Annotated in this window: 15 protein-coding genes; 7 read left to right on the plus strand and 8 right to left on the minus strand. The window is 70.3% G+C overall.

What is annotated here, in order from left to right; genetic code table 11:
• Positions 1-104 precede the first annotated feature (104 nt).
• Both ACFYXC_RS05660 and ACFYXC_RS05665 read left to right on the plus strand, forming a co-directional pair.
• Positions 105-356, plus strand: a complete 252-nt coding sequence (locus ACFYXC_RS05660) for a hypothetical protein (protein WP_389547344.1) — start codon at positions 105-107, stop codon at positions 354-356.
• A gap of 154 nt (positions 357-510) precedes the next feature.
• Positions 511-1677: a glycerate kinase gene (locus ACFYXC_RS05665; protein ID WP_389547347.1), complete on the plus strand. Its 1167-nt coding sequence runs from the start codon at positions 511-513 to the stop codon at positions 1675-1677.
• Positions 1678-1914: 237 nt separating this feature from the next.
• Here ACFYXC_RS05665 and ACFYXC_RS05670 read toward each other — a convergent pair whose 3' ends face one another.
• Positions 1915-3099: a PucR family transcriptional regulator gene (locus ACFYXC_RS05670; protein ID WP_389547350.1), complete on the minus strand. Its 1185-nt coding sequence runs from the start codon at positions 3097-3099 to the stop codon at positions 1915-1917.
• A gap of 217 nt (positions 3100-3316) precedes the next feature.
• Here ACFYXC_RS05670 and ACFYXC_RS05675 point away from each other — a divergent pair, with 217 nt between their 5' ends.
• The 5 genes from ACFYXC_RS05675 to ACFYXC_RS05695 are packed head-to-tail and all read left to right on the plus strand — an operon-like array spanning position 3317 to position 8308.
• Positions 3317-4123, plus strand: a complete 807-nt coding sequence (locus ACFYXC_RS05675; RefSeq protein ID WP_389547353.1) for an ABC transporter ATP-binding protein — start codon at positions 3317-3319, stop codon at positions 4121-4123.
• A 10-nt stretch (positions 4124-4133) separates the two neighbouring features.
• Positions 4134-5018, plus strand: coding sequence for an ABC transporter ATP-binding protein (locus ACFYXC_RS05680; protein WP_389547356.1), 885 nt, complete (start codon positions 4134-4136; stop codon positions 5016-5018).
• On the plus strand, positions 5015-5905 hold the full coding sequence (locus ACFYXC_RS05685; RefSeq protein WP_388917263.1) for a branched-chain amino acid ABC transporter permease: 891 nt from the start codon (positions 5015-5017) through the stop codon (positions 5903-5905). Before ACFYXC_RS05680 ends, ACFYXC_RS05685 begins: the two co-directional genes overlap by 4 nt.
• Positions 5898-7031 carry a branched-chain amino acid ABC transporter permease gene (locus tag ACFYXC_RS05690; protein ID WP_389547359.1) on the plus strand — a complete coding sequence of 378 codons (1134 nt, stop codon included), beginning with the start codon at positions 5898-5900 and terminating at the stop codon, positions 7029-7031. Before ACFYXC_RS05685 ends, ACFYXC_RS05690 begins: the two co-directional genes overlap by 8 nt.
• Positions 7028-8308 (plus strand): ABC transporter substrate-binding protein, encoded by a 1281-nt coding sequence (locus tag ACFYXC_RS05695; protein WP_388917257.1) that lies wholly within the window; start codon positions 7028-7030, stop codon positions 8306-8308. Before ACFYXC_RS05690 ends, ACFYXC_RS05695 begins: the two co-directional genes overlap by 4 nt.
• Before the next feature lie 101 nt (positions 8309-8409).
• Here the strand turns inward: ACFYXC_RS05695 and pssA are convergent, their stop codons facing one another.
• The 7 genes from pssA to ccrA all read right to left on the minus strand — a co-directional run bounded on the left by pssA (position 8410) and on the right by ccrA (position 16251).
• The gene (pssA, locus tag ACFYXC_RS05700) at positions 8410-9228 is read right to left on the minus strand and encodes a CDP-diacylglycerol--serine O-phosphatidyltransferase (protein WP_388917424.1); all 819 of its coding nucleotides are present in this window, start codon (positions 9226-9228) and stop codon (positions 8410-8412) included.
• 22 nt (positions 9229-9250) lie between these two features.
• Positions 9251-9907: a phosphatidylserine decarboxylase gene (locus ACFYXC_RS05705; RefSeq protein WP_388917254.1), complete on the minus strand. Its 657-nt coding sequence runs from the start codon at positions 9905-9907 to the stop codon at positions 9251-9253.
• Positions 9908-10076: 169 nt separating this feature from the next.
• Entirely contained in the window at positions 10077-11282 is a 1206-nt protein-coding gene (locus ACFYXC_RS05710; protein WP_389547362.1) for an acyl-CoA dehydrogenase family protein, read from the minus strand.
• Between the two features lie 2 nt (positions 11283-11284).
• Entirely contained in the window at positions 11285-11797 is a 513-nt protein-coding gene (locus ACFYXC_RS05715; protein ID WP_389547365.1) for a MaoC family dehydratase, read from the minus strand.
• An 87-nt stretch (positions 11798-11884) separates the two neighbouring features.
• Positions 11885-12859: an HpcH/HpaI aldolase/citrate lyase family protein gene (locus ACFYXC_RS05720; protein WP_388917244.1), complete on the minus strand. Its 975-nt coding sequence runs from the start codon at positions 12857-12859 to the stop codon at positions 11885-11887.
• Positions 12856-14904: a protein meaA gene (locus ACFYXC_RS05725; RefSeq protein ID WP_389547368.1), complete on the minus strand. Its 2049-nt coding sequence runs from the start codon at positions 14902-14904 to the stop codon at positions 12856-12858. The genes ACFYXC_RS05720 and ACFYXC_RS05725 overlap by 4 nt, the downstream gene beginning before the upstream one ends.
• Positions 14905-14913: 9 nt before the next feature.
• Complete coding sequence (gene ccrA / locus ACFYXC_RS05730) at positions 14914-16251, minus strand: crotonyl-CoA carboxylase/reductase (RefSeq protein WP_389547371.1); 1338 nt, start codon at positions 16249-16251, stop codon at positions 14914-14916.
• Positions 16252-16359: the final 108 nt, after the last annotated feature.

A 16359-nucleotide genomic window follows, 5' to 3' on the forward strand; every position in this document is an offset into this window, starting at 1 on the left:
GGCCGAATTCCTGTCGCTCCGGCCCGCTTTACGTACATTCCGCGGTGCGCCACATGAGAAGGTCGTCAGGTTTTATTCGTTTCGCGTTGCGCGTCTGGAGTCCCATGAAGTCGCTGAGCCGTACGACGGTCCTCGTGGCCGGTGCCGCCGCGGTCGCCGCCGTCCTGTCCCTCACCGGTGCCGCCTCCGCCCAGGCCGCCCCCGCCGATCCGCTGGTCAACACCGGGGACGTCGGTGTGCGGACGGGCGACCTCGATCTCCTGGAGGACGTGCTGGAGCACATCAGCATGCCGTTCGGGCACGAGGGCACGCTGACCCACCAGCTCTACGACTCGCGCGGGACCGACGCCGGCTGACCGGCCGACGTCGTCCGCCGCCGTCCTGAGTCCGTCCGCCCGCTGTCCGGGTCCTGAGAACCGCCCTGGGCAGCGGCCCCCTCCTGCGGTTAGGGTCGCAACGGCGCGACTGCCTTGACATCGTGCAAGGCCCGAAGAGCAAGGGGAACGCAAGGTGGCTGACGCCGCAGTGAATCGAACCGGCAGCCGGACCCAGCGGGTACTCGTCGCCGCGGACAAGTTCAAGGGCACGCTCACCGCCGTGCAGGTGGCCGAGCGGGTGGAGGCAGGACTCCACCGGGTCGCACCCGGCGTCGAGGTGCGCGCGCTCCCCGTCGCCGACGGCGGCGACGGCACCGTCGACGCGGCGGTCGCCGCCGGGTTCGAACGGCACGAGGTCCGCGTCGCCGGGCCGCTCGGCGACGAGGTCACCGCCGCGTTCGCGCTGCGCGACGGGACCGCCGTCGTCGAGATGGCCGAGGCCAGTGGGTTGCAGCGGCTGCCCGCCGGGGTCCTCGCGCCGCTCACGTCGTCCACGTACGGGTCCGGCGAGCTGCTGCGGGCCGCGCTCGACGCCGGGGCGCGCACGATCGTGTTCGGCGTCGGCGGCAGCGCGACCACCGACGGCGGGGCCGGGATGCTGGCCGCGCTCGGCGCCCGGTTCCTCGACGAGGACGGCGAGCCCGTGCCGCCCGGCGGCGGCTCCCTCGGAAAGCTCACGACGGCGGACCTGAGCGGACTCGATCCCCGGCTCTCCTCCGTCGACGTCGTCCTCGCCAGCGACGTGGACAACCCGCTGACCGGGCCGAAGGGCGCGGCGGCGGTGTACGGGCCCCAGAAGGGGGCCTCTCCCGACGACGTGGCCGTCCTCGACGCCGGCCTCGCCCACTTCGCCGCCGTCCTGGAGACAGCGGTCGGGGGCAGGGCCGCGGAGTACGCCGTCGCGCCGGGCGCGGGGGCCGCCGGCGGCATCGGGTACGGGGCGCTGGTGGGTCTCGGCGCCGTCTTCCGTCCCGGTATCGAGGTCATGCTCGATGTGCTGGGGTTCGCGGCGGCGATCGAGTGGGCGACGCTCGTCATCACCGGGGAGGGTTCCCTGGACGAGCAGACCCTCCATGGGAAGGCACCCGCCGGGGTGGCCGCCGCCGCGCGTGCCGCCGACAAGGAGGTCATCGCCGTGTGCGGGCGGTTGGCGCTCGCCCCCGAGGCGCTCGGGCGGGCCGGGATCCGGCGGGTCTATCCGCTGACGGACGTCGAGCCGGACGTCGCCCGCTGCCTCGCCGAAGCGGGCCCGATCCTGGAATCCGTAGCGGAACGAATCGCCGAGGACTTCCTCACCTGACGCCCTTGTCCCGCCCCCGCCGCCCCTACCCTCCCCCACTCTCGGCTTCGCTCGAGCGGGGGGACCCCCATCGTCACTGCTCGGGGGCCAGCCCCGAACCCCCGGTCCTCAAACGCCGGACGGGCTGATTTTCAGCCCGTCCGGCGTTTGAGGACGAGCGCGCCAGCGCGACAGGGGGGTCTGGGGGCGCAGCCCCCAGGGACGGGACGGGAAGGGGCGGCGGGGGCGGAAAAACCCTCAACTCAACCGGTACGCGTCCAGCGCCAGCGTCATCTCGATCAGGTCCCGCGGCCGTGCCAGCGAGCGCGTCGTGAGCTGCTCCAGGCGCCGCAACCGGTTGAAGACCGTGTTGCGGTGGCAGTAGAGGCGCCCGGCGGCCCGCCCGGCGGACCCCTCACAGCACAGCCACGCGTCGAGCGTCTCCAGCAGCACCGCCCGATCCGCCGGTTCGAGCTCCAGCAGCGAGCCGAAGACGTCCGACACGAGCCGGCGGGCCAGCTCCGGCTGGCTGACGACGAGCGCCGTCGGCATCCGCTGGTCGAGCCGCACGACGGCAGTCGCGTCGGGCGGACACGTACGCAGCGCCAGCTCCGCCAGCCGCCGGGCCCGGCCGAGCTCGGCGAGCCCGGCCACCACGGGACTGATCCCGCCGGGACCCGAACAGCGCCCGTCGAGCGCCCGCGCCACCCCGTCGAGGCCCTGCCCGGCCGCGAGGGCCACCACCCCCACCTCGCAGTCCGCCCGCATCCGCCAGACGAACCGCAGGCCGTCGCCCTCGACGGGACGGCGGACGGGCTCCCGCCGTTCGGTGCGCAGCACGACCACGGCGTACGGACCCCGCTCGGGGAGGTCGAGCCCCGCGGCGGCCCGCGCGGCGAGACCCGGCGCCTCCTGCCCTTCGAGGAGCGCGTCCAGGAGCGCCTGCAACCGTTCGTCGGTGCGCCGCCGAAGCTCCATCTCGGTCGCCCGGTACGCCTCGGAGGCCGCCGCGGCCTGCGCGTCCACCGCGGACCACACCATCGTCGCCGACCGCATCAGCACCCCCAGCCGTTCCGGCTCCTTCCCGGCCGCCCCCTCCAGCAGGGCGTCCCACACCAGATAGCCGGCGGCCCGGTACGCGTGCACCAGCAGCTCCAGCGGCAGGCCCTGCTGGGCCCGTCGCCGGCCCGCGTCCTCCGCGTACTCCAGATCACGGCGGGGCGAGTCCCGGGGCGCGGAGATCGTCTCGATCCCGATCCGCATCGCCTCCTCCGCCTCCCGCCACTGCTGGTCGTAGGGCAAGAACTCCCCGTAGACGGGGGAGTGTTCGGCCAGCTGTCGCATGTGCTCGTCGACCAGCTCCGGCAGCCGCTCCAGCAGCGCCGTGCAGGACTCTGCGAGCAGCCTCCAGTCATGACCGGTACGCCTTCTGCGGGCTCCCATGGCCGGAGGATGACATGCCGGTGCCGCCTCGCGCAGGCCCCTGACACGCGGTGTTGTGCGCGCGCACAACGGGCGCCCGCACCCGCTGGTCACCCGCAGCGATTCGCCCGCGCCCCGTGGACGGACGCTCGCGCCGGTGCTGTCGTGAGCGCCACACCGACCGCGAACACGCCGTCGGGCGCACAGCGGTCGAGAGCGCGATGACAGGGGGAATGCCATGGGTGGTTCAGGGCTGGCCGTACGGGACCTGTCGGTCGGATACGGTCCCGTACGCGCACTGCGCCAGGTGTCCCTGGAGGTGCCGGAGGGAGCCGTGGTCACGGTCCTCGGCGGGAACGGCGCGGGCAAGTCGACCCTGCTGCGGGCCATCTGCCGGACCTTGTCCTTCCACGGCGGCGCGGTCACCGGCGGCACGGTGAGTTTCGACGACCGCCGTATCGACGGTGTTCCGCCGGACCGGGTGGTGGCCTCCGGGATCTCACAGATCCCGGAGGGCCGCAGGGTGTTCGCCCGGATGACCGTCGCCGACAACCTGCGGGCCGGGGCGCTCGGCGCCACCGGCGGTCGCGCGGACCGCGCCGCCGCCCTGCGCCGCGTCCACGAGCTGTTCCCCGTCCTCGCCGACCGTGCCCAGCAGCGCGCCGGCCTGCTGTCGGGCGGCGAACAGCAGATGCTCGCGGTCGGCCGCGCCCTGATGGCCGCCCCGCGGATGCTGCTCCTGGACGAACCGTCCCTGGGGCTGGCCCCGTTGATGGCCGAGCGGATCGCCGAGACGGTCCGCGAGATCAACACCCAGGGCACCTCGATCCTGCTCGTCGAGCAGAACGCCGCCCTGGCCCTGCGGCTCGCCTCCCGCGCCTACGTCCTGGAAGTCGGCGAGGTCACCCTGTCGGGGCCGGCCGACGAGCTGGCCGCCTCCGACGAGGTACGCCGCCGCTACCTGGGCGTGGTCGACGAGGACGCGGCGGCCGACGCCGAGCGGGCCCGCGCCTCGCATCCGGCGCTGACCCGATGGAAGGGGTGAGCACATCACCATGACGAACGACGCGCCACCACAGCCCACTTCACCCGGACCCGGCCCCGGACCCGACACCGGTGCCGGCTCCGACGTCGGCTCCGGCACCGACACGGACGTACCCCCGCTGCACGTACGGGACCTGACCGTGCGCTTCGCCGGGCTGACCGCCCTGGACGCCGTGAACTTCACCGTGCGCCCGGGAACCGTCCACGCCCTCATCGGCCCCAACGGCGCCGGAAAGTCCACCTGCTTCAACGTGCTGTCCGGTGTCTACCGGGCCACCGCCGGCAGCGTCCGCTTCGGTGAGCACGAACTGACCGGCCTGCCGCCGCACCGCATCGCCGGACTGGGCGTGGCCCGCATCTTCCAGAACCTCGCCCTGCCCCCGCTCGCCACGGTCGAGGACAGCCTCCTGCTGGGCCGCCACCGGCTGACCCGCACCGGCTTCCTCGCCGCCGGACTGAAGCTCCCCGCAGCGGCCCGTGAGGAGCGCCGTCATCGCGAACGCGTCCGTGAGATCGCCGAGTTCGTCGGCATCTCGCACTGTCTCGACCGCCCGGCGGGCTCTCTCCCGTACGGGCAGCAGAAGCTCGCCGAACTCGCTCGCGCCCTGTGCATGGAGCCCCGCCTGCTGCTCCTGGACGAACCGGTGGCCGGTATGACCGCCGACGAGCGGACCCGGACGGCCGCCGTGATCGCGGGAGTCCGCGACAGCCTCGGCATCTCGATCGTCCTGGTGGAACACGACATGGGGGTGGTGATGCGGCTCGCCGACGCGGTGACCGTACTCGACTTCGGGCGCCGCATCGCGGACGGCGCCCCCGCCGACGTACAGAACGACCCGGCGGTCGTCCGCGCCTACTTGGGGGAGCGCCCCGAGGGAGAGGAGAGCGCGTCGTGAGCACCTTCGCCGAACTGCTCCTCAACGGAGTCTCGATGGGGTCGGTCTACGCCCTCATCGCCCTCGGCTTCGTGGTCATCTTCCGGGCCACCGAGGTCGTCAACTTCGCCCACGCCTCCCTGCTCCTCGCGGGCGGCTACGTCACCGCGACCCTGCACGAGGACATCGGCTTCTGGCCCGCCCTGCTGGTCGGGATCGCCGGCGCCGCGGTCGTCGGGGCGGCCGTCGAGTTCCTGGTGATGCGCCGCTACCGCGGCTCCGACCACAGCGTCCTCGCCATCGTCACGATCGGCGTGGACATCCTGCTCACCACCGAACTGACCCGCCGGATCGGCACCGACGTCCTGGCGCTCGGCGATCCGTGGGGCGACTCGGTGCTCACGCTCGGCCCGATCTCACTGGCCCACACGCGCATCGCCGCGTTCGTGGCCGCGGGCCTGCTCATCACGGTCTTCCTGCTCGCGTTCCGGTACACCACCTGGGGCGTCGCCATGCGGGCCGCCGCCGAGAGCGCGGAGACGGCCGCACTGATGGGCGTACGGCTCGGGCGGGTGTCGCTCGGCGCCTGGGCCGTGGCGGGCGGACTCGCCGCGGTGGCCGCCCTGTTCCTGACGGTCTTCCCCACGCCGGGTCTGGAGCGGGCCACCTCGCTCGCCGCCCTCAAGGCGTTCCCCGCCGCCATCCTCGGCGGCCTCGACTCCACGACCGGGGCGCTCGTCGGCGGTCTGCTCGTCGGCGTCACGGAATCCCTCGCGACCGGCTACCAGAGCGAACTGAGCTTCCTGGGCCGGGGCCTCGGCGACCTCGCCCCCTACCTCGTGATGACCGTGATCCTGCTCATCCGGCCCGCCGGGCTGTTCGGCACGAAGGAGCTCGCCCGTGTCTGAAGCGCCCGTGTCCGAAGCGTCCGCGCCCGCGGCACCCGTCTCCCGGGCCCCCGACCGCCGCCCTGCGCGGTTCGCCACCCGCACGCGTACGTACGTCTGGGCCGGCGGCGGTCTCCTGCTGCTCCTCCTGCCGTTCTACCTGGACCGGTTCTGGCTCCAGGCCGGCCTGTTCGCGATGGCCGCGGCCATCGGCGCGATCGGGCTCAACCTGCTCACCGGCTCCACGGGCCAGCTCTCCATGGGGCACGCCTTCTTCCTCGCGATCGGCGCGTACGGCTACTGCGTCTTCGCGGCGGACGGCGGTGACGGGCTCACCGGCCTCGGCCTGCCGACCTGGCTCGCGGCCGTCCTCGCCGTCCTGGTCTCGGGCCTGGCGGGCGGCCTCTTCAGCCCCATCGCGGGACGCCTGCGCGGCGCCTACCTGGGCATCGCCACCCTCGCGCTGATCTTCATCGGCCAGCACGTGCTGTTCAACGCCCGCGACCTCACCGGCGGCTTCAACGGCCGCGACGTACCGCCCCTGAGCCTGTTCGGGCTGACCTTCGACGACACGGAGCTCCTCGTCGCCTCCGTCCCGTTCGGCTCCGCGGAGAAGCTCTGGTACGCGGCACTCGTCCTGCTCCTCGGCTGCGGGCTCTTCGCCCGCGGGGTGCTGCGCGGGCGCCCCGGGCGCGCCATGAACGCGATCCGTGACCACCGCATCGCGGCCGGTGTCATCGGTGTCCCCGTGGCCCGCTACCGGGCCGCCGTCTTCGTCCTGTCCTCGATGTACGCGGGCCTCGCGGGCGTGCTGCTCGCCCTGGTCTTCCAGCGGACGGTGCCGGACTACTTCGGCATCACGCTGTCGCTCGAATACCTCGCCGTGATCGTCATCGGCGGGCTCGGCTCGGTCTCCGGGGCGGTGATCGGAGCGGTGTTCGTCTCCGTGCTGCCGCAGGTGCTGACCCGCTACAGCGATGCGCTGCCCCTGGTCTCCGCCCCCGGTACGGGCGGGATCGCACCGGGTGAGGCATCCCGCTACCTCTATGGCGCCGCCGTTGTCGCGGTGGTGCTGTTCCTGCCCGGCGGCCTGGTCAGGGTGGCCGCCGGACGACGCTTCAAGACCGATCCAGGGGAGGAACGATGATCACCACACATGCGACGGCCACCGCCAGGGTGACCGCGGGGGCACTCGCGGCGCTGCTGCTGCTGTCCGGGTGCAGTTCGAAGGCCAAGGACGACGACAACGGAGGCAAGGGCGACACCGCCGCGGGGGAGGTGAAGACCGACAAGGGCATCTCCGGCAAGACCATCGCGCTGGGCGCCCTCACCGACATGACGGGGGTCTACGCGACCCTCGGCAAGAGCGTCACCCAGGCCCAGCAGCTCTATGTGAAGCAGCTGAACGCCGACGGAGGTGTGTGCGGCTACAAGGTCGAGCTCACCGTCCGGGACCACGGCTACGACCCGCAGAAGGCCGTCTCCGGGTACACGGAGCTGGCGCCGAAGGTGCTCGGGTTCGCCCAGTTCATCGGCTCGCCGTTCGTCGCCGCTGTCAAGCAGCGCATCGACGGCCAGGACAAGGCCCTGGTCCTGCCGCAGGCATGGTCCTCCGCCCTGCTCGGCAGCCCCTACATCCGGGTCATCGGATCCACGTACGACATCGAGACGATCAACGCGATCGACTTCCTGATGAAGGAGAAGGGCCTCAAGAAGGGTGACAAGATCGGGCACGTCTACTTCGAGGGCGACTACGGCGAGAGCGCGCTGACCGGCTCCGAGCACATCGCGAAGGAGGCCGGGCTGACCGTCGTCGAGCAGAAGATCAAGCCGACGGACAACGACATGACCGCGCAGGTCGCCGCCCTGAAGAAGGCCGGCGTCAAGGCGGTCGTGATCAGCGCGGGCCCGCGCCAGGCGGCGTCCCTGGTGGGTGTCGCAGCGGCCGGCGGCTTCGACGTCCCGATCATCGGCAACAACTCGGCCTTCGCCCCGCAGCTCCTGGCCACCCAGGCGGGACCGGCGCTGGAGAAGAACTACTACGTGGCCTCGCCCTCGCTGCCCATCGGCGCGGACACCCCGGCGGCGAAGAAGCTGGTGGCCGACTACAAGAAGGCGTACCCGAAGGACTCCCTCGACAACGGGGTGGTCGCCGGCTGGACGGCCGCCTCCGCGTTCGGCGAGGCCCTGAAGAAGGCGTGCGAGTCCAAGGACCTGACCCGCGAGGGCGTGGACAAGGCCCTGCTCACCCTCGACGCCCTGGACACGGGCTTCGGCACCGCGCAGGACTTCACCGACCCCAAGGCGTCCTCCTCCGACCAGAGCGTCATCCTCCAGCCCGACAAGTCGGTGACAGGCGGCATGAAGGTGGTCCGCCAGCCGGCCGCCTCCACGGTGGCGGAGTCCTACACCCCGACCCCGTAAGGGGCGCGGGGAACTGCGCGCCAAGCCCCCACACCCGCGCACGGTGAAACAACGGAAGGGCCCCGGACCAGTTGGTCCGGGGCCCTTCCCACGAAGAAGCGCTACGGCAGCTGCGCTGCCCGCGCCTCCCGCCGGTTGTCCCGAAAGTTGTTGACCCGCCGAGCCGTGGCGAAGAGGGGAATCACGGCCCCCATCACCAGCTGCAGCGCACACCCGGTCTGCAGCAGAAGCTGCCCGCCGGGCGCGTCGAACGCCCACGCGGCCAGCAGCGCCATGCTGAGCACGATCCAGGACAGCATCGCCCCCGCGAGCCGCCCCCGAGGCTTCGGGTACTCGACGCGGCTGACCATGAGCCACGCCGTACCGATGATCGCCATGAGCGTGGCGACGAACGGCAGCTCCAGCAGCACGATGGACACGACCGTCAGCGCACCGAACGGCGACGGCATGCCCTGGAACGTGCCGTCCTTGACGGTGACGCACGAGAATCTCGCGAGCCGCAGCACGACGGCCAGCAGGACCACGATCGCCCCGACCGCCGCCACCCGCTGGTGCGCGTCGTCGGCGACCATGCCGTACACGAGCACGAAGTACGCGGGTGCCAGCCCGAAGCTGATCAGGTCGGAGAGGTTGTCCAGCTCCGCGCCCATGGGGGAGGAACGCAGCTTGCGCGCCACCAGCCCGTCGAACAGGTCGAACACCGCGGCGCACAGCATCAGGATCACGGCGGTCGCGGCGCTGTGCCGCGCCATGCCCGTCTCCTGGCTGCCCGTGAGGTGCGGGATCAGGATGCCGGTGGTGGTGAAGTACACCGCCATGAAGCCGCACGTCGCGTTACCGAGAGTGAGCGTGTCCGCTATCGAGAGGCGAAGAGAGAGGGGCATCTCCTCTTCGTCGTCCATGTCGTCGGCCTCCGGCACCCATCCGGCCTGTGTCTCGGGATCAACCACGGTCAATGCGAGTCACCCCAGCCACGGTCTTCTGACCGACCTCCACGTCGACCTCCACACCCTCGGGGAGATAGATGTCGACGCGCGACCCGAAACGGATCAGACCGATCCGCTCGCCCTGCTCGACCTTCGTGCCCTGCGGGACGTACGGCACGATGCGCCGCGCGACCGCACCGGCGATCTGGATCATCTCGATGTCGCCGAGCTCGGTGTCGAAGTGCCAGACGACGCGCTCGTTGTTCTCGCTCTCCTTGTTGAACGCCGGCACGAAGCCGCCGGGGATGTGCTCCACCGACGTCACCGTGCCGGCCAGGGGCGCGCGGTTGACGTGGACGTTCAGCGGGCTCATGAAGATCGCGACGCGGGTGCGTCCGTCCTTCCACGGCATGATGCTCTGCACCACGCCGTCGGCGGGCGAGATGACCCGGCCCTGGGTGATCTCGCGCTCGGGGTCGCGGAAGAACCACAGCATGCCCGCCGCCAGTGCGGTGACGGGTACGGCCACGGCCTTGGCGGCGCCGGACTTGCGCGCGCGTACCAGGCTGAGGGCTGCGGTGGCGACGGTCGGGAGGAGCCACGGCGATGCTCCGCGCGCAAGACGTACGCCGGCCAGGCTGTCGCGTGGTGCAGAGGTTTGGCTGTGGGGCATGGATGACCTTCGTAGCGGATGATGCCGCGCGGAAACTGGGGACGGCGGCTTTCCCGAATCGTACCGGTCGCGGGCCGTAACTGGGTAAGCCAGGAAGCCGAGTCGGTGTCCGAAGAGCGCTGACGGGGTGTGATCTTCTTCTCGATGAAAACACCCCGAATCGGTATGTCTAGCCCTGCGACCGATACTCTTCGAGCAGCCTGCGTCCGATGATCATTTTCTGGATCTCGGCGGTACCTTCGCCGATCAGCAGCATCGGCGCCTCGCGGTACAGGCGCTCGATCTCGTACTCCTTCGAGAAGCCGTAGCCGCCGTGGATCCGGAAGGCGTCCTCCACGACCTCTTTGCAGTACTCGGAGGCGAGGTACTTCGCCATCCCTGCCTCAAGGTCGTTTCGCTCCCCGGAGTCCTTTTTGCGCGCCGCGTTCACCATCATCGCATGGGCGGCCTCGACCTTGGTAGCCATCTCGGCCAGCTTGAACTGGATCGCCTGGTGCTGTGCGATCGGTTTGCCGAACGTGTGACGCTGCTGCGCATAGGAAATGCCCAGCTCAAAGGCGCGCTGCGCGACGCCGCAGCCACGCGCGGCCACATTGACCCGGCCGACCTCGACACCGTCCATCATGTGATAGAAACCTCGGCCGGTGACCCCGCCGAGCACGCGATCGGCCGGAACGCGCAGCCCGTCCATGATCAGCTCGGTGGTGTCGACCCCCTTGTAGCCCATCTTGTCGATCTTCCCCGGGATGGTCAGTCCGGGGCGGACCTCACCGAAACCGGGCTCCTTCTCCACCAGGAAGGTCGTCATCGACTTGTGGGGCGCGGTGCCTTCCGGGTGGCCTTCGTCACTCTTCACGAGGACGGCCACCAGCGTCGACGTACCGCCGTTCGTGAGCCACATCTTCTGGCCGTTCAGCACGTAGTCGTCGCCGTCCTTCACCGCCTTCGACGTGATGGCCGACACGTCGGAGCCGAGCGCGGGCTCGGACATCGAGAAGGCGCCGCGCACCTCGCCCGCCGCCATCCGCGGCAGGAAGTACTCCTTCTGCTCCTGGGTGCCGTGCTGCTTGAGCATGTAGGCCACGATGAAGTGGGTGTTGATGATGCCGGACACCGACATCCAGCCGCGGGCGATCTCCTCCACGCACAGCGCGTAGGTGAGGAGCGACTCACCCAGGCCCCCGTACTCCTCGGGGATCATCAGGCCGAAGAGACCCAACTCCTTGAGTCCGTCGACGATCTGCTGCGGGTACTCGTCGCGGTGCTCGAGACCGGTCGCGACCGGGATGATCTCCTTGTCCACGAAGTCCCGTACGGTCGACAGGATCTCCTGCTGGACGTCGGTGAGACCGGCGGTCTGGGCGAGTCGCGCCATGGCTACTTCTCCTGCTCCTTCGGCTGGGGCCGGCCGGGCTGTTCGCCGCCGCGCTCCTTGATGTACGTCTCGGTCGGCACCATCACCTTGCGGCGGAACACGCAGACCAGCGTGCCGTCCTGCTTGTAGCCCTTCGTCTCGACGTACACGATCCCGCGGTCGTTCTTCGACCTGGAGGGTGTCTTGTCGAGGACCGTGGTCTCGCCGTAGAGCGTGTCGCCGTGGAAGGTCGGCGCCACGTGCTTCAGCGACTCGATCTCCAGGTTGGCGATCGCCGTCCCCGACACGTCGGGGACGGACATGCCCAGCAGCAGGGAGTAGATGTAGTTCCCCACGACGACGTTCTTCCCGAAGTCGGTCGTGCCCTCCGCGTAGTTGGCGTCCAGGTGGAGCGGGTGGTGGTTCATCGTCAGGAGGCAGAAGAGGTGGTCGTCGTACTCGGTGACGGTCTTCCCGGGCCAGTGCTTGTAGACGTCGCCGACGGTGAACTCTTCGTAGGTGCGGCCGAACTGCATGTCTCGCCCTCCGGGCTGTTATACCCCCGGGCCCCTTCCGGGCCCGGGGGACGAGGGTTCTTCGTGTTTCCGGACTGCCCGGCCCGCTCAGCCGGTCGGCGCCTCGAACTTCGACGTGCGCCGCAGGCCGGCGGCGCGGCCCTTGCCGGAGACGACCAGGGCCATCTTGCGGCTGGCCTCGTCGATCATCTCGTCGCCGAGCATCGCGGAGCCCTTCCTGCCGCCCGCCTCGGACGTGTAGTAGTCGTACGCGTCCAGGATCAGCTCGGCGTGATCGAAGTCCTCCTGCGAGGGCGAGAAGATCTCGTTCGACGCCTCGACCTGACCCGGGTGCAGCACCCACTTGCCGTCGAAGCCGAGGGCGGCGGCCCGGCCCGCGACCTCGCGGTAGCCCTCGACGTTGCGGATCTGCAGGTAGGGGCCGTCGATCGCCTGGAGGTTGTTGGCGCGCGCGGCCATCAGGATCTTCATCAGGATGTAGTGGTAGGCGTCCGCCGGGTAGCCGGGCGGCTGCTCGCCCACGACCAGCGACTTCATGTTGATCGACGCCATGAAGTCGGCCGGGCCGAAGATGATCGTCTCGACGCGCGGGGAGGCCGTCGCGATCTCGTTGACGTTGTTCAGGCCCCGGGCGTTCTCGATCTGCGCCTCGATGCCGATCCTGCCGACCTCGAAGCCCATCGTCTTCTCGATCTGCGTCAGGAGGAGATCCAGGGCGACCACCTGCTGGGCGTCCTGGACCTTCGGCAGCATGATGCAGTCGAGGTTCGGACCCGCCCCCTCGACGACCGTGACGACATCGCGGTACGTCCACTCGGTCGTCCAGTCGTTCACGCGCACGACCCGCGTCTTGCCCGTCCAGTCGCCCTCGTTGAGGAACTTGACGATGGTGTGCCGCGCCTCGGGCTTGGCGAGCGGCGCGCACGCGTCCTCCAGGTCCAGGAAGACCTGGTCGGCGGGCAGCCCCTGGGCCTTCTCCAGGAAGCGGGGGTTCGAGCCGGGCACGGCCAGGCAGGAGCGCCGCGGACGCAGGCGGTTCACCTGGGGGGCAGGGCTGGTCATGCGGGGACCTCCAGTGGGTCGAGCTTGTTCGCTTTCCGGATCTCGTCGACGATACGGCCGATGATTCCCGTGATGTCGAAGTCCTTCGGGGTGAAGACCGCGGCCACGCCGGCCGCCCTGAGCAGCTCGGCGTCGGCGTTCGGGATGATCCCGCCGGCGATCACCGGGATGTCGGCGGCGCCGGCCTCGCGCAGCCGTTCCAGCACGTCGGGCACCAGCTGGGCGTGCGAGCCCGACAGGATGGAGAGGCCGACGCCGTGCACGTCCTCCGCGACGGCCGCGGACACGATCTCCTGGGGGGTGAGCCGGATGCCCTGGTAGACCACCTCGAACCCGGCGTCGCGGGCCCGTACGGCGATCTGCTCGGCGCCGTTCGAGTGCCCGTCCAGGCCCGGCTTGCCCACCAGGAAGCGGAGCTTGCCGACGCCCATGTCCTTCGCGGTCAGCTCCACCCTGCGGCGGACCGCGGCCATCGCGGTGCCCTCCTCCGCGGTCACCGCGACGGGCGCGGACGACACACCGGTGGGGGCGCGGAACTCGCCGAACACCTCGCGCAGGGCGCCCGCCCACTCGCCGGTCGTGACTCCGGCGCGGGCGCACTCCAGGGTGGCCGCCATGAGGTTGTCGGTGCCCTTCGCCGCCTCCTTCAGCCCTTCCAGCGCCTTGCAGGGGCGCGGGTGGTTGAACGGCGGCTGGTAGCGGGTGTCGCGCCAGTCCTGGAGGGCGGCGGTCACCCGGGCCTCGACCGCGGGGTCCACCGTCTGGATCGCGGCGTCCAGGTCGGCCGTGAGCGGGTTCGGCTCGGTCGACTCGAAGATGTTGACGCCGACGATCTTCTCGTCACCCGACTCGATACGGGCCCTGCGCTCGGCGTGCGACGACACGAGCTGCGACTTCAGATAGCCCGACTCGACGGCCGCCATCGCGCCGCCCATCTCCTCGATCCGGTCGATCTCCGCGAACGAGTCCTCGACCAGCTCCGAGACCTTCGCCTCGACGACGTGCGAGCCCTCGAAGATGTCCGCGTACTCCAGCAGGTCGCTCTCGTAGGCGAGCACCTGCTGCATCCGCAGCGACCACTGCTGGTCCCAGGGCCTGGGCAGGCCCAGCGCCTCGTTCCAGGCGGGCAGTTGCACGGCACGCGCGCGTGCGTCCTTGGAGAGGGTCACCGCCAGCATCTCCAGGACGATCCGCTGGATGTTGTTCTCCGGCTGGGCCTCGGTCAGACCGAGCGAGTTGACCTGGACCCCGTACCGGAACCGGCGGTGCTTGGGGTTCTCGATCCCGTACCGCTCGCGGGTGATGCGGTCCCAGATGCGGCCGAACGCCCGCATCTTGCACATCTCCTCGACGAACCGGACGCCCGCGTTCACGAAGAAGGAGATGCGCGCGACCACCTCGCCCTTCTGGTCCTCGCGGATCTGCCCGGAGGCGAACACCGCGTCCAGCACGGCGATCGCGGTGGACATGGCGTACGCGATCTCCTGGACCGGGGTGGCTCCCGCCTCCTGCAGGTGGTAGCTGCAGATGTTGATCGGGTTCCACTTGGGGATGTTGTTGACCGTGTAGCAGATCATGTCCGTCGTCAGACGGAGCGAGGGCACCGGCGGGAACACGTGCGTGCCCCGCGACAGGTACTCCTTCACGATGTCGTTCTGGGTCGTCCCCTGGAGCTTGGTGATGTCGGCGCCCTGCTCCTCGGCGACGACCTGGTAGAGCGCCAGCAGCCACATGGCGGTGGCGTTGATGGTCATCGAGGTGTTCATCTGCTCCAGGGGGATGTCCTGGAACAGCCGGCGCATGTCACCGAGGTGCGACACCGGCACACCGACCCGGCCGACCTCGCCGCGGGCGAGGATGTGGTCGGGGTCGTACCCGGTCTGGGTCGGCAGGTCGAACGCGACCGACAGACCCGTCTGCCCCTTGGCGAGGTTGCGTCGGTACAGCTCGTTGGACGCCTCGGCGGTGGAGTGGCCGGCATAGGTCCGCATGAGCCACGGCCGGTCCCTCTCCCTGCGCTCCTGCGGCGTCTGGCGCTCTGTCATCTTCGGACCTCAGACGTTCCGGAAGCGGTTGATGGCGTCGACGTGCCGGGCGCGCTTCTCCTCGTCGCGCACCCCGAGCCCTTCCTCGGGGGCCAGGCACAGCACGCCGACCTTGCCCTGGTGGAGGTTGCGGTGCACGTCGAAGGCGGCCTGCCCGGTCTCCTCCAGCGAGTACACCCTGGAGAGCGTCGGATGGATCTTGCCCTTCGCGATCAGCCGGTTGGCCTCCCAGGCTTCCCGGTAGTTGGCGAAGTGGGAGCCGATGATCCGCTTCAGGGACATCCACAGGTAGCGGTTGTCGTACTCGTGGGTGTAGCCCGAGGTGGAGGCGCAGGTGACGATCGTGCCGCCCTTGCGGGTGACGTAGACGGAGGCGCCGAAGGTCTCGCGGCCCGGGTGCTCGAAGACGATGTCGACGTCCTCGCCGCCGGTCAGTTCACGGATGCGCTTGCCGAAGCGCTTCCACTCCCGGGGGTCCTGGTTCTGCTCGTCCTTCCAGAACTTGTAGTCCTCGGCGTTGCGGTCGATGATCGCCTCGGCGCCCATCGCCCGGCAGATGTCCGCCTTCTGGGGGCTGCTCACCACACAGATGGGGTTGGCGCCGCCGGCCAGCGCGAACTGGGTGGCGTACGAGCCGAGGCCGCCGCTCGCGCCCCAGATGAGGACGTTGTCGCCCTGCTTCATGCCGGCGCCGTTGCGTGAGACGAGCTGCCGGTACGCGGTGGAGTTGACCAGGCCGGGCGAGGCGGCCTCCTCCCAGCTGAGGTGATCGGGCTTGGGCATCAGCTGGTTGGACTTGACGAGCGCGATCTCGGCGAGGCCGCCGAAGTTCGTCTCGAAGCCCCAGATGCGCTGCTCCGGGTCGAGCATCGTGTCGTTGTGCCCGTCGCTGGACTCCAGCTCGACGGAGAGGCAGTGTGCGACGACCTCGTCGCCGGGGTGCCAGGCGTTCACGCCCGGGCCGGTGCGCAGGACGACGCCCGCGAGGTCCGAACCGATGACGTGGTACGGCAGGTCGTGGCGCCTGGTGAGCTCGCTGAGCCTGCCGTAGCGCTCCAGGAAGCTGAAGGTGGACACCGGCTCGAAGATCGAGGTCCACACCGAGTTGTAGTTGACGGAGGAGGCCATCACGGCCACCAGGGCCTCGCCGGGGCCGAGCTCGGGCACCGGCACGTCGTCCAGGTGGATCGACTTGCGGGGGTCCTTGTCGCGGGTGGCGAGCCCGGCGAACATCTCCGTCTCGTCCTTGTGCACGGTGATCGCACGGTAGGACTCGGGGAGCGGCAGGGCGGCGAAGTCGGCGGACGTGGCCGACTGCGACTGGATCGCGTCCAGGATTTCCTTCACGGTGTTGCCTCCGGCGATGAGCGTCCGAGGGAGAACGCTGAGGGTTACGTCGGGGTGGGTAGCTGCGGGTGAGGTGTGCCGTCGGTTCGGCGGGGGTCGTGCTCGGCA

Source organism: Streptomyces sp. NPDC002701 (assembly GCF_042889045.1).
Lineage (GTDB): Bacteria > Actinomycetota > Actinomycetes > Streptomycetales > Streptomycetaceae > Streptomyces.